Here is a 17,577-nt window from a genome sequence, read left to right as displayed (position 1 = left end):
GTAGCCGTATCCCGCCGCTCCAGCTGCAGACCGAGTCCCCAGGGCTCGGTTTTCGCCTTCCGTTCCCCGCTGACCTTCTTCACTGAGGAACCACCGCACCCCATGAACAGCGACAACGACCTGCAGATCGCCGGCGACATCCTCGAGGTCCCCCACCTTCTGCAGCCCCCGCGCGAGCACCCGGTCACCGTGGCCGAGTTCGCCGGCCTGGCCCGCACGATCGCCGCCGACCGCGCGCAGTGGGAACACCTCGTGCGGTACGACGCCACCACGCGCTGGTACCACCGGCTGCGCACCGGCCCCGGCTACGAGGTGTGGCTGCTGTCCTGGGTGCCCGGTCAGGGCAGCGGGTCGCACGACCACGGCCGCTCCTCCGGTGTGCTGACCGTCCTGGAGGGCACGCTCACCGAACGCACCGGGCGCGGCACGCGCGCGCTGGCCGCCGGCGCACAACGGGTCTTCGCGCCGGGGTACGTGCACGAGGTGGTGAACGACGCGCTGGAGCCCGCGGTGAGCCTGCACGTCTACTACCCGGGCCTCACCGAGATGCCGATGCACACGGCGCAGAGCTGCGCGGCGCGACCCGTGACTGCGTGACGCGTTGTCGGACCCGCCTGCAAGACTTGGCCCATGCGCATTGTGGTTCTGGCAGGCGGCATCGGCGGTGCCCGGTTCCTGCGCGGTCTGAAGCAGGCCGTGCCGGACGCCGACGTGACCGTCATCGGCAACACCGGGGACGACATCCACCTCTTCGGGCTGAAGGTCTGCCCGGACCTCGACACGGTGATGTACACCCTGGGCGGCGGCATCAACGAGGAGCAGGGCTGGGGGCGGGCCGACGAGACCTTCCACCTCAAGGAGGAGCTCGCCGCCTACGGCATCGGGCCCGACTGGTTCGGGCTGGGCGACCGGGACTTCGCGACGCACATCGTGCGCACCCAGATGCTGGGCGCCGGCTATCCGCTCAGCGCGGTGACCGAGGCGCTGTGCGACCGCTGGAAGCCGGGCGTGCGGCTCATCCCGATGACCGACGACCGGGTCGAGACCCATGTGGCCGTCGAGGTCGACGGCGAGCGCAAGGCCGTGCACTTCCAGGAGTACTGGGTGCGGCTGCGGGCGGGCGTGCCCGCCGAGGCGGTCGTCCCGGTCGGCGCCGAGCAGTCGAAGCCCGCGCCCGGCGTCCTGGAGGCCATCTCCGAAGCGGACGTGATCCTCTTCCCGCCGTCCAACCCGGTGGTCTCCGTCGGCACGATCCTCGCGGTGCCCGGCATCCGGGAGGCGATCGCGGACGCCGGGGTGCCGGTGGTGGGCCTCTCCCCCATCGTCGGGGACGCGCCGGTGCGCGGGATGGCCGACAAGGTGCTCGCGGCGGTGGGCGTGGAGTCGACGGCGGCGGCGGTCGCCGAGCACTACGGCTCGGGGCTGCTGGACGGCTGGCTCGTGGACACCGTGGACGCGGGCAGCGCGGCGCGTGTCGAGGAGGCCGGCATCCGCTGCCGGGCGGTACCGCTGATGATGACCGACCTGGAGGCGGCCGCGCAGATGGCGCGGGAAGCACTGGCACTCGCCGAGGAGGTGCGCGGGGCATGACCGACGTGACCGACGACGCGACCGGAGCGGCGGACCCGACCGGGGACGCGGTGCCCGGGTACCGGGTGTGGGCCCTGGCCGGGCTCCCCGAGGTCCAGCGGGGCGACGACCTGGCCAAGCTGATCGCCGCGGCCGGGCCGGGACTGGCCGACGGGGACGTGGTGATCGTCACGTCGAAGATCGTCTCCAAGGCGGAGGGACGGCTCGTCGAGGCGACCGACCGGGAGGCGGCGATCGACGCCGAGACCGTGCGGGTGGTGGCCCGGCGCGGGCCCCTGCGGATCGTGGAGAACCGGCAGGGGCTGATCATGGCGGCGGCGGGGGTGGACGCCTCCAACACCCCGTCCGGGACCGTGCTGTTGCTGCCCGAGGACCCCGACGCGTCCGCCCGCGCGATCCGCGCGGGGCTGCGCGACGCCCTCGGCGTCAACGTCGGGGTCGTCGTCACCGACACCTTCGGGCGCCCCTGGCGCGCCGGGCTCACGGACGTGACCATCGGCGCCGCCGGGGTGCAGGTACTGGACGATCTGCGCGGTGGCGTGGACGCGTACGGCAATCCGCTGGTCGCCACGGTCGTCGCCACGGCCGACGAACTGGCCGCCGCCGGCGATCTGGTGAAGGGCAAGGCGACGGGCCTGCCGGTGGCCGTGGTGCGCGGGCTCGCGCACGTCGTGACGGAGGCCGGGGACGAGGGCGAGAGCGCTCGGGCGCTGATCCGGGACGCCGCCACTGACATGTTCCGGCTCGGCACGTCCGAGGCGGTCCGGGAGGCCGTGGCGCTACGGCGGACGGTGCGGGCGTTCACCGACGATCCCGTGGACCCCGGGGCGGTACGGCGGGCGGTCGCCGCGGCCGTGACGGCGCCGGCGCCGCACCACACGACGCCGTGGCGGTTCGTGCTGCTGGAGTCGGAGGAGTCGCGCGCCCGGCTGCTCGACGCGATGCGGGACGCCTGGATCGCCGACCTGAGGAAGGACGGCAAGTCCGAGGAGTCCATCGCCAAGCGGGTTCGGCGCGGGGACGTGCTGCGGAACGCGCCGTACCTGGTGGTGCCCTGTCTGGTGATGGACGGTTCGCACACGTACGGAGACGCGCGGCGGGACGCGGCCGAGCGGGAGATGTTCGTGGTCGCGGCGGGGGCGGGCGTGCAGAACCTGCTGGTCGCGCTGGCCGGGGAGCAGCTGGGGTCGGCGTGGGTGTCGTCGACGATGTTCTGCCGGGACGTGGTGCGGGAGGTGCTGGCGCTTCCGGCGGGGTGGGATCCGATGGGGGCGGTGGCTGTGGGGAAGGCGGCGGAGGTGCCGCGGGCCAGGGCCGAGAGGGATCCCGAGGGCTTTATCGAGGTGCGGTGAGTTTCTACGCCTACGGTCCAAGGAGAGCAGGTGCACGGGCGAGTACGGGTTGAGTGTGGCTTGTCGCGCCCACGCGGCGGTAGCCGCATATCGAACACAGCCCCGCGCCCCTGAGGGGGCGCCTGGCACCTAGGATCTTTTGAGTGGCTGGTCGGTTTGCTCCTCGGTCCACCCGCGCGACTGTGCGGGGTGGGCAGGTTGTCGTGCCTGCTGGGGTGCCTCGGCAGGCCGCTGTACCCGGGCGCGTCCGGGTCTGGAAGCCGACCGGAGATCTTGATCTGGGGCTCGTGCTGGGGCCGCTCCGGCGGGGGCCCGGGGATCCGACGTTTCGGGCCGCCTCCGACGGGGCCGTGTGGCGGGCCAGTCTCACGCCTGGCGGGCCGGGGACGCTGCGGGTCGCCGCGTACGGCGGTGAGGTGCGCGGGGAGGCCTGGGGGGCCGGTGCCGAGTGGCTGCTGGAGCAGTTGCCGGAGATGCTCGGTTCCGCCGACGACCCGTCCCTCTTCGTGCCCCGGCACCGGGTTCTCGCCGCTGCCCGGCACCGGCGGCCGGGGTTGCGGCTGACGCGGACCGGGCTGGTGCTGGAGTCGTTGATTCCGTCGGTCCTGGAGCAGAAGGTCACGACCGACGAGGCGTACCGGGCCTGGCGGTTGCTGGTGCGGAGGTTCGGGGAGCGGGCGCCCGGCCCCGCCGGGGTGGGCGAGCGGCCGATGTGGGTGATGCCGGCGCCTCGGACCTGGGCGCTGATTCCCTCCTGGGAGTGGCACAAGGCCGGCGTCGACAACAAGCGGGCGTCGACGATTCTGCGGGCGGTACGGGTCGCCGCGCGGCTGGAGCAGGCCGTGGGGATGGCGGCGGAGGACGCGCAGGCGCGGTTGGAAGTGGTGCCGGGGGTGGGGCCCTGGACGTCCGCGGAGACCGTGCAGCGCAGTCATGGGGCGGCGGACGCGGTGACGGTCGGGGACCTGCATCTGCCGGGGATCGTGGGGTTCGCGCTGGCCGGGGACCGGCATGCCGACGACGAGGCGATGCTGCGGTTGCTCGAGCCGTATACGGGGCAGCGGCATCGGGCGGCTCGGTTGATCCTGCTGAGCGGGCAGGTGCCGAAGCGGCGGGCGCCGCGGATGCCGCGGGGGGACATCGGCCGGTTGTGAAGCGCCGGTGGGGGTGGATGGGGGTCGCTTACCGGCGCTTGCAGGGTGCCGCCTGCGCCCACCCGTGCCGCCCCAGCGGCACGACTGCCCGCAGCTTAGGAGAGACGGCGGGCGAAGCGCCCCGTCAGGGGCGCGGGGAACTGCGCGGCCAGCCCCCACGCACCCGCAGTCGGCGTACCTGCTCAGCCACCCCCTACTGGTCCGAGGAGAACCGCACCGCCCCCGCCGGGATCATCGCGTCGCACCACACCCGCGCACCCTCCCGCAGCTCGTTGTCGGCGCCGACGGTCGCACCGTCGCCGATCACCGTGCCGGTGAGGACCGCACGTTCGCCGACCCGGGCGCGGTTGCCGATCAGGGAGTCGGTGATGACCGCGCCGGGTTCGATCACGGCGCCCGGCAGGATCGTGGAGCCGAAGACGCGCGCGCCCTCCGCCACGAACGCGCCCTCGCCCACCACCGTGCCGCCCGTCAGCTTCGCGTCCGGCGCGACCCGTGCCGTGGGCAGGATCAGGCGGTCACCGCAGCGGCCGGGAACGGCCGGGGACGGGGCGCGGCCCAGGACCAGGTCCGCCGAGCCCCGGACGAAGGCCGCCGGCGTACCCAGGTCCAGCCAGTACGTGGAGTCCACCATGCCCTGGAGGTGGGCACCGGCCGACAGCAGCTCGGGGAAGGTCTCCCGCTCCACCGACACCGGGCGGCCCTGCGGGATCGTGTCGATGACCGAGCGCCGGAAGACGTACGCCCCCGCGTTGATCTGGTCGGTGACGATCTCCTCGGGCGTCGTCGGCTTCTCCAGGAAGGCGAGGACCCGGCCCGTCGCGTCGGTGGGGACCAGGCCGTAGGCGCGCGGGTCCGTCACCTTGGTGAGGTGGAGGGACACGTCGGCGTTCGTCGTCTCGTGCATCTCGACGAGTGCCCTGATGTCAAGGCCCGTCAGGATGTCGCCGTTGAAGATCAGGACCGGGTCGTCGGGGCCCGAGTGCAGACGGGCGGCCACGTTGCGGATCGCGCCGCCGGTGCCGAGCGGTTCCTCCTCGGTGACGTACTCGATGTGCAGGCCGAGTGCCGTGCCGTCGCCGAAGTACGGCTCGAAGACCTCCGCCAGATAGCTCGTCGCGAGGACGATGTGGTCCACGCCCGCCGCTCTGGCTCTGGCCAGCTGGTGCGTCAGGAACGGCACACCCGCCGCCGGGACCATCGGCTTGGGCGTGTGGACCGTGAGCGGGCGCAGCCGGGTGCCTTTGCCGCCGACCAGGAGGATCGCTTCTGTCACCTGTCGTCTCTGCTTCCTGCCGGGACCGGCCGAACTCTCTGTCGGCCGGCCAGTGTATGCAGACCGTGCGACGGCGCCTTCGACGGCCGCGCGGTGCCACGCGGCATGGGTGTGCGGTTTCCCCCGACTGCCCCCGACGGCGTTGAACGCGGCCCCCGTGCTCAGCGTCCTTGCAGGTGCGCGGAGCTGGTCCGGGCCGAGCCGAGTTTGGCGTAGAGCTTCGCGCCGGGACACTCGGTGGCGTACCCGTCCCTATGACCGGAGATCACGTTCAGTCGTACGTTCTTCCCCTTTGGGTAGAGATTGCCACCTCCGGACTTCAGATATGTCTTTCCCTTCGGATTGGCTCCGAAGAGCCCGAGCTTCCACGCGGTGAGCTTGGCGATGGCCGTCACGACGGCGGCGGGCGGCTTGTGCGAGCCGAACGAGCCGATCACCGCGATGCCCATGCTGTTGTTGTTGAAGCCGAGGGTGTGGGCGCCCTTGACGGCCTTCGCCACTCCCCCGGCGCGGCCCTCGTAGATGGTTCCGCACTTGTCGACGACGAAGTTGTAGCCGATGTCCCGCCAGCCCATGCTCACCACGTGGTAGCGGTAGATACTGCGGATGACGGACGGGGCCTGGGAGCACTTGTAACCGTTGCCGGAGGCGGTGTGGTGGACGAAGGCCGCCTTGACCTTTCCGGTGTAGACGAACCCCTTCTCGCGCAGTGACTCGTCGGCGCCCCAGCCGCGGCGGGTGACGATCCTCGGGCGCGGTCCGATGTACGGCTTCGCGCGCGGTACGCCGGTCAGCTCGGCCAGTTCGTCCTCGGTGTCCTGCCGGTCCAGGGCCGGGATCTCGGCGGCGCCGAAGGGGGCGAGGTCGGTGTTGACGGCCGCCGCCGCGTCGGCCTCGGTGCCGGTGCGGGGGACGTCGGCCGGCGAGCCCTGGGGCGGGGCCTCCTCGCCGGGGTCGACGAGTTCGAGGCGCAGGCCGGCCGGGAGCAGGTCGTGCCCGCCGGTGGGGGTGCTGCCGCGCGGCCCGGGATCGTCGTCGAGTTCGGCACGCACGCGTACGTCGACGCCGTCCGAGTCGCCCACCCACAGGGGCGCGGTGCCGCCGTGCACATGGCCCGAGTCGGCCTCGGCCGTGTCCGGGTCGGCGCCGTGGTCGGCGTTGTGCGTCTCGACGTCCTGCCAGCCCGACCAGTGGCCGGTGGCGGCGGACCGGGTGCGGACCTGGACCAGGCCGTGCAGTTCGGTGCCGGGGTTGTCCCAGCTGACGCCGACGAGCGAGAAGTGCTCCAGGTCGTCGCGGTACAGGCCCTGTTCGGGGGCCCGGCCGAGGACGCGCTCACGGGTGCGGGGGACGAGGGGCAGTGACCATGTGCGGCCGGCGAGGGCAGCGGTCCCGGCGGGACGGCCGGTGGTCGTCGTGGCCCGCTCCGCCGGTGCGGCGGCCGCGGACGGCACGTTCAGCGCGGCCACGGGGAGGGTGAGGGCCGCCGCGCAGGTGACGCCGATCGAGGAAGTCAGGAATCCACGCATGCTCCTGATCTTGAACATAGTCAGACATATATGTCCATTGCGGATCTGACGGTCCGTCGGGAGCGATTGCGCCGAACCGGTGGCCCCGCCGGTCGGTGCGGGCACCGGTCGCGGCGTACGCTTGCCCGGGTGAACGCCACCGATCGCACCCCTGCCGACCTGCTGCGTTCCGCGCTCGCCGCGGACCCCGGACGCCCCCTGGTGACCTTCTACGACGACGCCACGGGTGAACGTGTCGAATTGTCCGTGGCCACCTTCGCCAATTGGGTGGCCAAGACGGCGAACCTGCTCCAGGGCGACCTCGCGGCACAGCCCGGCGACCGGGTGGCCCTGCTGCTGCCCGCGCACTGGCAGACGGCGGTGTGGCTGCTCGCCTGTTCGTCGGTGGGTGCGATCGCCGACGTGGCCGGCGACCCGGCGGCGGCCGACGTGGTGGTCAGCGGGCCGGACGCGCTGGAGGCGGCTCGGGCCTGCCGCGGGGAGCGGATCGCTCTCGCGCTACGGCCGCTGGGCGGGCGTTTCCCGGCGGTCCCGGAGGGGTTCGCCGACTACGCGGTGGAGGTGCCGAGCCAGGGAGACCGGTTCGCTCCGTTCTCGCCCGTCGATCCGGACGAGCCCGCGCTGATCGTGGCCGGTGCGGAGATGAGCGGGGCCGAGGTCACGGAGCGGGCGCTCGGGGACGCACCGGGGCTGGATCTGACCGGGCCGGGGTCGCGGCTGCTGTCGGGGCTGGGGTTCGACACGTGGGAGGGGCTGAGCGCGGGTCTGTACGCGCCGCTCGCGGTCGGGGGATCCGTGGTGCTGTGCCGGCACCTGGGGGAACTGGACGAGGAAGGGATCGCCAAGCGGATCGAGAGCGAGCGGGTGACCGCGACGGTCCGGTGAGGCCGTCCGCGGGGCGCGGGCCGGTGAGGCCGTCCGCCGGGCGCGGGCCGGTGGGGGTTGTTCGCCGGGCGCGGGCCCGTGGGGGTTGTTCGCGCCCACGCGGCGGAGCCGCATATCGCCGCGGCCCGCGCCCCTGGGTAGGTGCGCTCACCCTTGTGGAGTAGTTACCGCCACCCCCCACCCCCGCCCCCAGGCACTCTGGAGGAGTGACCGATGCCGGAGGGGCCACCGCGACCGGAGACGGCATTGCCCGGCGCCGGCGGCGGCGTTGGCTGACGGGTGCGGCGGCGGCCGCCGGGCTCCTCGGCGCCGGCACCCTCGCCTGCGGCTGGGTGCTCTACGACCGGCTCAGTGACAACATCACCCCCGACGAAGCGGCCGCCGCCGAGCTCGCCCGCTACGAGCGGGAGCGGCCCACCGCGCTGGTGCGGGGCGCGCAGAACATCCTCCTCATCGGTTCCGACACCCGCGCGGGGGACGGGAACCGCCACTACGGCAAGGACCTGGGCACCGAGCGGTCCGACACCACGATCCTGCTGCATCTCGCCGCCGACCGGCGCAGCGCCACCGCGGTGTCCCTGCCCCGGGACCTGATGGTGCACGTGCCGAGCTGTCTGCGGGGCGACGGCCGCCGCAGCGAGTCCTCGTTCACGCTGTTCAACTCGGCCTTCGAGGTCGGGGGTTCGGCCTGCACCATCCGTACCGTCGAGAAGCTCACGGACATCCGGATCGACCATCACGTCGTCGTCGACTTCAGCGGGTTCAAGAACATGGTCGACTCGATCGACGGGGTGCAGGTCTGCCTGAAGGAACCGATCGACGACAAGGCCGCCAAACTGCGGCTGCCCGCCGGGCGGGTCACCCTCGACGGGGAGCAGGCGCTCGGGTACGTACGGGTGCGCAAGTCGCTCGGCGACGGCAGCGACACCGAGCGGATGGAGCGGCAGCAGCTGTTCCTGGGGGCGCTGGTCAGCAAGGTGCGGGGCAGTGACGTACTGCTGAACCCGGCGAAGCTCTATCCGCTGCTGGACGCGGCGACCTCCGCGCTCACCACCGACCCGGAGCTGGCCAGTCTGCGCGGTTTGTACCAACTCGTCCGCGGACTGCGGGACATCCCCACGGAACAGGTGCAGTTCCTCACCGTTCCGAGGGAGCCGTATGTATATGACTCCAATCGTGACCAGCTCGTGGAGGGCAGGGCGGACGCGCTCTTCGCGCTGCTGCGGGCCGACAGACCGGTGCCGGTCACCAAGAAGAACGTTCCCGCTTCCGAAAACTCCGAGGCACCCGGGTTTCGCGGGAACACCGCCGCCGAGGACAGTTGCGCGTAAAGCACCAGCCAAGGCGGCGAACTTCCGCGCCGTTCGTTGTCAGTTAAATGAGATGGATTGCCCGGTTGTAGGGATGACTAATTTGTCACTGGCGTCACTTGACGCCGAACTGGACGGATAGTGTGAGCCCTCCGGTGCACCCGGCCGCGAGGTCCGACCTGGGGTCGTGCACTGTTAACCGTGACCGAGCGCCTTGATGGGGGGAAGGCGCCGCGTGGCCCCGACGGAGGATTCGGACAACCGTGGACGCGCAAGGCCGTGGGCGGGCGGACAACATCGATCCCGCAGACCAGTGGGTACTCAATCCGAACACCGGCGAATACGAACTGCGACTGACACCTTCCGCACCGCAGTCGTCGGTACCCGGACCGCGCCGACCGACTTCGTCGCGCGCCGGCACGAACGCGCCGCGGGAGACGGCGGACCGGGAAGTTCCGGGCCAGATTCCGGGGCAGGTTCCGGGGCAGGTTCCGGGGCAGCGCAGGCGCCGAAGTGAGCCCGAGCCGCCGGCCGGGCGGCGCTCACGGCGGCCGGTGAAGAAGAAGTCGAAGGCCAAGAAGGTGCTGCTGTGGACCGGCGGTTCGATGGCCTTCGTCCTGGTCGCCGTCTCGGCCGCCGGCTATCTGTACGTGAAGCACCTCAACGACAACATCACGTCCGTCTCCGACGATGGCGCGAGCACCGGTGGCTTCAGCAAGGACAAGGCGATCAACCTGCTGGTGATCGGCACCGACAAGCGCACCGGCAGCGGCAACGAGGGGTACGGCGACGCGGGGAGCGTCGGGCACGCCGACACCACGATCCTGCTGCACATCTCCAAGGACCGCTCGAACGCCACCGCGTTGAGCATCCCGCGTGACCTCATCGTCGATGTACCGGACTGCCAGACGACGCAGGAGGACGGGACACAGAAGGTCATCCCGGGTTCCGAGAGCGTCCGGTTCAACACCAGCCTCGGCCAGGACGGCCGTACCCCCAGCTGCACGGTGCGCACGGTGACCGAGCTGACCGGAATCCAGGCCGACAACTTCATGGTGGCCGACTTCAACGCGGTGAAGACGCTCACCGACGCGGTGGGCGGGGTCGAGGTCTGCCTGGCCAAGGACATCGACGACTCGGACTCGCATCTGAAGCTGTCCAAGGGCACCCACAACATCTCCGGCGAGACCGCGCTGGCCTTCGTGCGCACCCGGCACTCGGTCGGCTTCGGCGGTGACCTGAGCCGGATCCAGCTCCAACAACAGTTCCTGAGCGCGCTGATGCGCAAGCTCAGCTCCAACTCGACGCTCACCAGCCCGACCAAGCTGCTGAAGCTGGCCGAGGTCGGCACCAAGGCGCTGACCGTCGACTCCAAGCTGGACAGCATCGGCAAGCTGAAGGACCTGGGTCTGGAGCTCGGCAAGCTCAACCCGAAGAACCTGACCTTCACCACCATCCCGGTCATCGACAACCCGGCCGAGACGGTCAAGGCGACGGTCGTGCTCAACGACACGAAGGCCCCGCCGGTGTTCCAGGCCATCAAGGAAGACGTCTCCTTCACCGACGTCAAGAAGAAGCAGGCGAAGGCCAGCAAGGACGCGGCGGCCGCCCGCCTGGAGGGCAGCAAGTCCGCGGCCTCCGAGGTGCGGGTGCGGATCCTCAACGGCGGGGCCCCGTCCGGCAGCGCCCAGGAGACCCTCGCCTGGCTGCAGAACGACAAGGGCGTCCTCAAGTCGGAGAACGCCGGCAACGCACCCGCCGAACTCGCCAAGACGACCCTGGAGTACGCCCCCGACCAGGCCGCCCAGGCGCGTGAACTGGCCAGCCTCATGGGGCTGTCCGGTTCGGCACTGAAGCCCGGCAAGAGCGTGACCAACTCCCAGGGGCTGCCGGCGATGACCCTGACGCTGGGCAAGGACTTCCAGGGGGCGGGGGTGTCCCTCACCACTCCGACAAAGGCGCCGGACGTGGACAGCAAGACCACCGCGGACAAGGTGACCTGCGCCAAGTAGCGACAAGCGGCGCGCGGTGGCGGGGAGTTGCTCCCCGATGACACCAAGTCACGGCGAATAAGCAGGTAACCCTATGGGTCCGTCACGCGTCTAACCGGGCGCGGGGCGGACCCGTGTGGTCCGCGGAGCGTCCGATGGGGGGCGTCGGCGGCGGACCGGTGCGCGCAGAGCGCAGGGCGGGGAGGGCAGGGCGTTGACGCAGAGCGATGTGCGGGGGGAAAAGCCTGCGGTCGAGGACACGATGTCCCTCGCACCGAAGGCATCCGGGGCGCCGGGCGGTGCGGGCGGCGGCCGGCACAAGGGCAGCACGAACGGCCCGAACGGCCCGACCGGGTCGCAGGGCTCGAACGGCGGACGGGGCAGACGGGGACGGCGCGCGCTGCGCTGGTCGGCGACCGTGCTGTCGGTGGTGATCCTCGGTACGGCCGGTGCCGGTTACCTCTACTACCAGCACCTGAACGGCAACATCCACAAGGGCGAGCGCGACATCGGCGACGCCAAGGCGCGGAAGACCGCGGCCAACGCGGCCGGTCAGACGCCGCTGAACATCCTGCTGATCGGCTCCGACAGCCGTAACTCCGACGAGAACGTGAAGCTCGGCGGCGCCAAGTACGACCGGGGCAGCCCGCCGCTCGGGGATGTCCAGATGCTGATCCACCTGTCGGCGGACCGGAAGAGCGCGGCGATGGTGAGCATCCCCCGGGACACCCGCGTGGACATCCCCAAGTGCACGGACCCGGACACCGGCAAGGTGTACCCGGCGACCAACACCATCATCAACGAGTCGCTGGCCCGCGGCGGCGCCGGCTGCACGCTGGCCACCTGGGAGAACCTCACCGGGGTCTACATCGACCACTGGATCACGATCGACTTCGCGGGCGTGGTGAACATGGCGGACGCCATCGGCGGCGTCGACGTCTGTGTGAAGCAGAACGTGTGGGACCGGCCGACGGCCGCGGTGTCCGGCGGCTCCGGGCTCAAGCTGACCGCCGGCACCCACAAGGTGCAGGGCAAGCAGGCCCTGCAGTGGCTGCGCACCCGGCACGCCTGGGGCAGTGACCCGCTGCGGGCCAAGGCCCAGCACATGTACCTCAACTCGATGATCCGGACACTGAAGGGGCAGAACGTCTTCACCGACAGCGGCAGGCTGATGGACCTGGCCGAGGCGGCCACCAAGTCGCTGACGGTCTCCGAGGAGATCGGCACCCCGAAGAAGCTCTACGACCTGGGCATGCAGCTCAAGTCGGCGCCGACGGACCGCATCACCTCGCTCACGATGCCGAACCTCCAGGACCCGCAGAACAGGGACCACCTCGTGCCGGACACCGCCAACGCCGACAAGATGTGGCAGATGCTCCGCGACGACGTGGCGTTCGACAAGAACGGCGACGCCGAGGAGAGCAAGAAGCCCACGGCGACCGCCGCGGCGACCAAGGCGCCCTCCGTCTCCGCCGGCCAACTCGGGGTGCTGGTGCAGAACGCCACCGGGAGTTCGACCGAGGCCGCGGTCCCCGGCCGGGCCCGGGCGATGGCCACGGAACTCGGCGCCAAGGGCTACACCAGGGCGGCGGCGGACACCTCGGCGGCCACCGAGTCCGTGGAGAAGACAGTCGTGGAGTATCCGAGCGCGGACCTGCAGGGCGACGCCCAGGCGGTCGCCAAGGCGCTGGGGATCCCGGTCGGTCAGGTGAAGCAGACCACCGATGTGTCGGGCGTCACGCTCGTCGTCGGTGCCGACTGGCGCGAGGGGACGACGTATCCCAAGCAGTCCGCGCCGAAGGCCGGTGACCTGCCCGACAACTCCGACGCCATCAACGGCTCGGACACCAAGCAGTGCATGGACGTGTACGCGCCCTATCGCTGGTAGCCCGGCACCCGGTCCCATACAAGGTCATTACAGGCGGCACGGTCCCCTCACACACAGAACCGCACAGGTAAGCACAGGCAACTCCTAAACGACTGCATGACACTGCCGCCGTGCCCAGGTGCCCGGGAGTCGGGTGCGGCGGCAGTGGCGAGCGGGAGGGCGGGCAGTTGGTGCGCGGCAATGTGCGAGGGGAGGTGTCCGACGTGGCCGTGGTCGACGACACGATGACCCTGACGCCCCAGGACGGTGGCGGTCGGCACGGCGGCAGACGGCGCGACGGCGGGGCGGACGGTGACCGCGGGCGGCGCAGACGCGGGGTGCTGCGCTGGTCGGCCTCGGTCGTGGCGCTGGCGATAGCCGGCACCGCCACCGCCGGATACCTGTACTACGAGCACCTCAACGGCAACATCAAGAAGGAGTCCCTGAACATCGGGGACTCCAAGGACCGCGCGGCCGAGTCGAAGGCGAACGCGGCCGGGCAGACGCCCCTGAACATCCTGCTGATCGGCTCCGACGCCCGGGACACCGCCGAGAACCAGAAGCTGGGCGGCGCCAAGGACATCGGCACCGCCGCCCGCGCCGACGTGCAGATGCTGCTGCACGTCTCGGCCGACCGCACCAACATGTCGGTGGTGTCCATGCCCCGCGACACCCTGGTCGATATCCCCAAGTGCACGGACACCGACACCGGCAAGGTCTACGCGGCGACCTCCGACACCATGACCAACTCCTCCCTGGAGCGCGGCGGCCCCGGCTGCACGGTGGCCACCTGGGAGAAGCTCACCGACATCCACATCGACCACTTCATGATGGTCGACTTCTCGGGCGTGGTGTCCATGGCGGACGCGATCGGCGGGGTCCCGGTGTGCGTGGACGCCAACATCTACTCGCACACCTCCACGGGCCACGGCTCGGGCCTGAAGCTGACGAAGGGCACCACCTCCGTCAAGGGCAAGCAGGCCCTGCAGTGGCTGCGCACCCGGTACGGCTTCGAGGACGGCAGCGACATCGCCCGCACCAAGGCCCAGCACATGTACATGAACTCGATGGTCCGCCAGCTGCGCTCCAACGCGACCCTCAGCAACCCCGACAAGCTCCTCAAGCTCGCCGAGACGGCCACCAAGGCACTGACCGTGGACGACGGCCTCGGCACGGTCACCGAGCTCTACGACCTGAGCAAGGAGCTGAAGAAGGTCCCCACCGAGCGCATCACCATGACGACCATGCCGTGGGTGTACTCCGCGGACGGCAACCGCGTGCTGCCCAAGCCCACCGACGCGGCCAAGCTGTGGCGGCTGGTCCGCGAGGACATCGCCCTCGACGGCAAGGACAAGAAGAAGACGACGACCGCGACCAAGGTCACCGACAAGGCGGCGGCCGACGACCGGATCGCCGTACAGGTGCAGAACGGCACCAGCAGCAGTACGGAGTCCGCCGTCACCGGCCGGGCCGCCGCCGTCACCGAACTGCTCGTCGGCAAGGGCTTCACCAGGGCGGCCGCCGACTCCTCGGCGCTGCTGAGCGAGGACCGGACGCTGGTGCGCTATCCGAGCGCCGACCTGGCGGGCGACGCCCAGCGGGTCGCGAAGGCGCTGGGCGTCCCGGCCGACCAGGTGAAGAAGTCCACGGACGTCGACGGGGTCACGCTGGTGGTGGGCGCCGACTGGCGCTCGGGCACGAAGTACACCGCCGACGACGATGACACCACCCCGGCCTCGGCGAGCGCCCTCAACGCCGCGGACACCAAGGCGTGCATGCACGTCGACCCGGACTACACCTGGTAGTCCGGGCCGCGCCGCCTGAGACGGGTGCTCAGCCGGAGGAGGTGGGGCTGAGCACCGCGGGGCGGCGGGACGCGATGACCCGCTTCGCCAGGGACCTGGGGCTGGTCAGGAAGCCGTATCCCCACGACATGTGCATGGTGGCGAGGGCGAGCGGGATCTGGAGCCGCGCCTTGAGCGGCAGCCCCTTGCCGGCCGGGAGGGACCCGGCGGCGATCGCCGCGAGGTAGCCGCCGGGGACGACGAACCCGAACGGGGTGACCAGGGCCCCCACGACGATCCCCGCGGCTATCGCGCACACCGCCGTCGGCGGGGCGAGGTAGCGCAGGTTGATGGAGCCCTCGTGGTAGCGGGCGACGACGTGCCGCCAACGGCCGTAGTCCTTGTACTGCTTGGCGAGGGCCTTCACCGACGGCCGCGGCCGGTACGACACCTTCAGCTCCGGCGAGAACCAGATCAGCCCGCCGGCCTCGCGGATCCGGAAGTTCAGCTCCCAGTCCTGGGCGCGGATGAACTCCTCGTTGTAGCCGCCCTGCTGCTCCAGGGCCTCGCGCCGGAAGACGCCCAGGTACACGGTCTCGGCGGGACCGGCCTCGCCACCCGTGTGGAAGGCGGCGTTGCCGACGCCGATCTTCGAGGTCATGGCCGCCGCGACCGCGTGCTCCCAGGCGTTCTCGCCCTCGGCGTGCATGATGCCGCCGACGTTCTGCGCGCCGGTCTCCTCGAGCAGCCGTACGGCGGTCGCGATGTAGTTCGGGGAGAGCATGCCGTGGCCGTCCACGCGCACCACGATCGGATGCCGGGAGGCCTTGATCGCGGCGTTCAGCGCGGCCGGGGTGCGGCCGGTCGGGTTCGGGACGGTGTGCACGCGGGGGTCGTCCGCCACGAGCTGAGCCGCGATCTCGTCCGTGCGGTCCGTGGACGGACCGAGGGCGATGACGACCTCCAGCTCGCCGGCGTACTCCTGCGCGAGGATCGCTTGGACGGCCCCACGCAGATGCCGCTCCTCGTCGAGGACGGGCATGATCACAGAAACTGCGGGGTGCCGCACGTCGGGCTTGGCGTTCATAGGGGGCTCACGTTACCGCGAACGGGGGACACCGGTGCGCGCCGCCGGGGCCAAGCCGCGGGCTGAAGGTCGTATCGGCCTACGGTTCTCACGGATCCCACGTACGGCCTCGTCCGGAGGTGTCCTTTGGCCGCCAGCCCGCCCCGGTCCCCCGCCCGGCCCGCCCCGCCGCAGCGTCGACCGCAGCCCACCCGTCAGGCCCCGCGGCCGCCGGTACGACCCACGAGGCCCCGGCGGCCGCGCTGGGCCATGCGGGCCGTGACCACACTCTCGGTGGTGGTGCTGGCGTCGGCCGGGATCGGACACTCGGTGATGGCCAGTCTGGACGCGGACATCGCCCGGGTCGACCCGTTCAAGGACATGAAGAACCGTCCGGCCCCGGGTCACGGCATGAACGTCCTGCTGGTCGGTACCGACGGCCGCGACAAGATCACGGAGAAGGAGCGGCGCCGGTACCGGCTGGGCGGTGCGCCCTGCCACTGCACGGACACGATCATGATCGTGCACATCTCGCCGGACCGGGAGCGGGCGACGGTCGTCAGCCTGCCGCGCGACTCGTACGCCGAGGTCCCGCCGCACGTCGACGAGACGACGGGCCGGACGCACAGCGCCCATCCCATCAAGCTGAACGCGGCCTACGCGGAGGGCGGCCCGCAGCTGACCGTCCGCACGGTCGAGGCCATGACCCATCTGAAGATCGACCACTATCTGGAGGTCGACTTCATCACGTTCATGCGGACCGTCGACGTGCTCGGCGGGGTCCGGATCTGCACGCCCCAGCCGCTGAAGGACTCCTACACCGGCCTCGACCTCTCCTCCGGCACGCACAGGCTGAACGGCGGCCAGGCCCTGCAGTACGTCCGCGCCCGGCACGTCGACGGGGCGAGCGACCTCGGCCGGATGAAACGGCAGCAGCGGTTCCTGGCCGCGCTGATCGAGCGGGTGTCGTCGTCGGGGGTGCTGCTGAACCCGATCAGGTTCCGGGACGTGACACGGGCGGTGCTGGGCTCCGTACGGGCCGACACGGGCTTCGGCACGGACGAGCTGCTGGATCTCGGCCGGGCGATGCGGAACTTCTCCCCGTCCTCGTCCGAGTTCACGACCGTCCCCATCGGGCAGATCGCGTACCCCGTGAAGGGCATCGGCTCGACGCTGAAGTGGGACCAGGCCAAGTCGGACCAGCTGTTCCAGTCCCTGCGCGACGACAAGCCGCTGGCACCGCCGGCACCCAAGCGGCCCGCCGGGCCGGTGCCGGTGACCGTGGAGGTGGCGCCGGAACAGATCCGTGTGCAGGTGGAGAACGGCACGGGGACGGCGGGGCTCGCGCGGCGGATGGACGCGGCACTGGCGGCGGCGGGGTTCGCGACGAACCACCAGCCGGTCACCGGCGCCCGGCACGACGTGCGGCGGACGGTGATCTCCTACGACCCCCGCTGGGACCGCTCGGCCCGGTCGCTCGCGGCGGCGCTGCCCGGGAGCGAGGTGCGGGCGGTGAAGGGGATGGGCCCGGTGCTGCGGGTGACGACCGGGGCGGACTTCAAGGGGCCGGCGAATGTCCGGAAGGTACGGGCGGAGGACCCGGCGCCGCAGGGAGAAGCGGCGGTTATCCGGGGCGACGAGACGGTGTGCTGAGGGTCGTGTCCCGGCTGCGGGCGCGTGGGGGTTGTTCGCGCAGTTCCCCGCGCCCCTGTAGGGGCGCTGGTGCTGCGCCCCGTGAGGGGCGCGGGGCCGGAGCCTAGTCCTCGTAGCCCT

At 71.3% G+C, this 17,577-nt stretch carries 13 protein-coding genes; 10 read left to right on the top strand and 3 right to left on the bottom strand.

Translation table 11 applies throughout. From position 1 onward, the window contains the following. Positions 1-102 precede the first annotated feature (102 nt). The 4 genes from ACFWXC_RS47695 to ACFWXC_RS47680 all read left to right on the top strand — a co-directional run bounded on the left by ACFWXC_RS47695 (position 103) and on the right by ACFWXC_RS47680 (position 4,096). Positions 103-597 carry a cysteine dioxygenase gene (locus tag ACFWXC_RS47695; protein ID WP_384489614.1) on the top strand — a complete coding sequence of 165 codons (495 nt, stop codon included), beginning with the start codon at positions 103-105 and terminating at the stop codon, positions 595-597. 33 nt (positions 598-630) lie between these two features. After that, positions 631-1,590 carry a 2-phospho-L-lactate transferase gene (cofD, locus tag ACFWXC_RS47690; RefSeq protein ID WP_384489612.1) on the top strand — a complete coding sequence of 320 codons (960 nt, stop codon included), beginning with the start codon at positions 631-633 and terminating at the stop codon, positions 1,588-1,590. After that, the gene (locus ACFWXC_RS47685) at positions 1,587-2,942 is read left to right on the top strand and encodes a coenzyme F420-0:L-glutamate ligase (protein WP_384489610.1); all 1,356 of its coding nucleotides are present in this window, start codon (positions 1,587-1,589) and stop codon (positions 2,940-2,942) included. The genes cofD and ACFWXC_RS47685 overlap by 4 nt, the downstream gene beginning before the upstream one ends. A gap of 143 nt (positions 2,943-3,085) precedes the next feature. Next, entirely contained in the window at positions 3,086-4,096 is a 1,011-nt protein-coding gene (locus ACFWXC_RS47680) for a DNA-3-methyladenine glycosylase family protein (protein ID WP_384489608.1), read from the top strand. Positions 4,097-4,289: 193 nt separating this feature from the next. On the opposite strand, the gene ACFWXC_RS47675 is transcribed toward ACFWXC_RS47680, so the two are convergent. Beyond that, positions 4,290-5,372: a sugar phosphate nucleotidyltransferase gene (locus ACFWXC_RS47675; protein WP_384489606.1), complete on the bottom strand. Its 1,083-nt coding sequence runs from the start codon at positions 5,370-5,372 to the stop codon at positions 4,290-4,292. A 161-nt stretch (positions 5,373-5,533) separates the two neighbouring features. Next, positions 5,534-6,919 (bottom strand): peptidoglycan recognition protein, encoded by a 1,386-nt coding sequence (locus ACFWXC_RS47670; RefSeq protein ID WP_384489604.1) that lies wholly within the window; start codon positions 6,917-6,919, stop codon positions 5,534-5,536. 111 nt (positions 6,920-7,030) lie between these two features. Between ACFWXC_RS47670 and ACFWXC_RS47665 the strand changes: the two genes are divergently transcribed. From ACFWXC_RS47665 to ACFWXC_RS47645, 5 genes are all read left to right on the top strand, one after another. After that, positions 7,031-7,786 carry a TIGR03089 family protein gene (locus ACFWXC_RS47665; protein WP_384489603.1) on the top strand — a complete coding sequence of 252 codons (756 nt, stop codon included), beginning with the start codon at positions 7,031-7,033 and terminating at the stop codon, positions 7,784-7,786. Between the two features lie 206 nt (positions 7,787-7,992). After that, entirely contained in the window at positions 7,993-9,117 is a 1,125-nt protein-coding gene (locus ACFWXC_RS47660; RefSeq protein ID WP_384489601.1) for an LCP family protein, read from the top strand. A 242-nt stretch (positions 9,118-9,359) separates the two neighbouring features. Continuing rightward, positions 9,360-11,108: an LCP family protein gene (locus ACFWXC_RS47655; RefSeq protein WP_384489599.1), complete on the top strand. Its 1,749-nt coding sequence runs from the start codon at positions 9,360-9,362 to the stop codon at positions 11,106-11,108. A gap of 241 nt (positions 11,109-11,349) precedes the next feature. Then, a complete protein-coding gene (locus ACFWXC_RS47650) occupies positions 11,350-12,975 on the top strand; it encodes an LCP family protein (RefSeq protein ID WP_384489597.1) in 1,626 nt (541 codons plus the stop codon). A 224-nt stretch (positions 12,976-13,199) separates the two neighbouring features. Beyond that, on the top strand, positions 13,200-14,759 hold the full coding sequence (locus tag ACFWXC_RS47645) for an LCP family protein (RefSeq protein WP_384489642.1): 1,560 nt from the start codon (positions 13,200-13,202) through the stop codon (positions 14,757-14,759). A 28-nt stretch (positions 14,760-14,787) separates the two neighbouring features. Here the strand turns inward: ACFWXC_RS47645 and ACFWXC_RS47640 are convergent, their stop codons facing one another. Next, positions 14,788-15,825, bottom strand: coding sequence for a glycosyltransferase family 2 protein (locus tag ACFWXC_RS47640; RefSeq protein ID WP_384489595.1), 1,038 nt, complete (start codon positions 15,823-15,825; stop codon positions 14,788-14,790). Positions 15,826-16,074: 249 nt separating this feature from the next. Between ACFWXC_RS47640 and ACFWXC_RS47635 the strand changes: the two genes are divergently transcribed. Further along, positions 16,075-17,457 (top strand): LCP family protein, encoded by a 1,383-nt coding sequence (locus ACFWXC_RS47635; protein ID WP_384489593.1) that lies wholly within the window; start codon positions 16,075-16,077, stop codon positions 17,455-17,457. Positions 17,458-17,577 lie beyond the last annotated feature (120 nt).

It is taken from the genome of Streptomyces sp. NPDC058683 (genome assembly GCF_042716195.1).
Lineage (GTDB): Bacteria > Actinomycetota > Actinomycetes > Streptomycetales > Streptomycetaceae > Streptomyces.
This window is presented reverse-complemented; position numbering and strand designations above follow the sequence as displayed.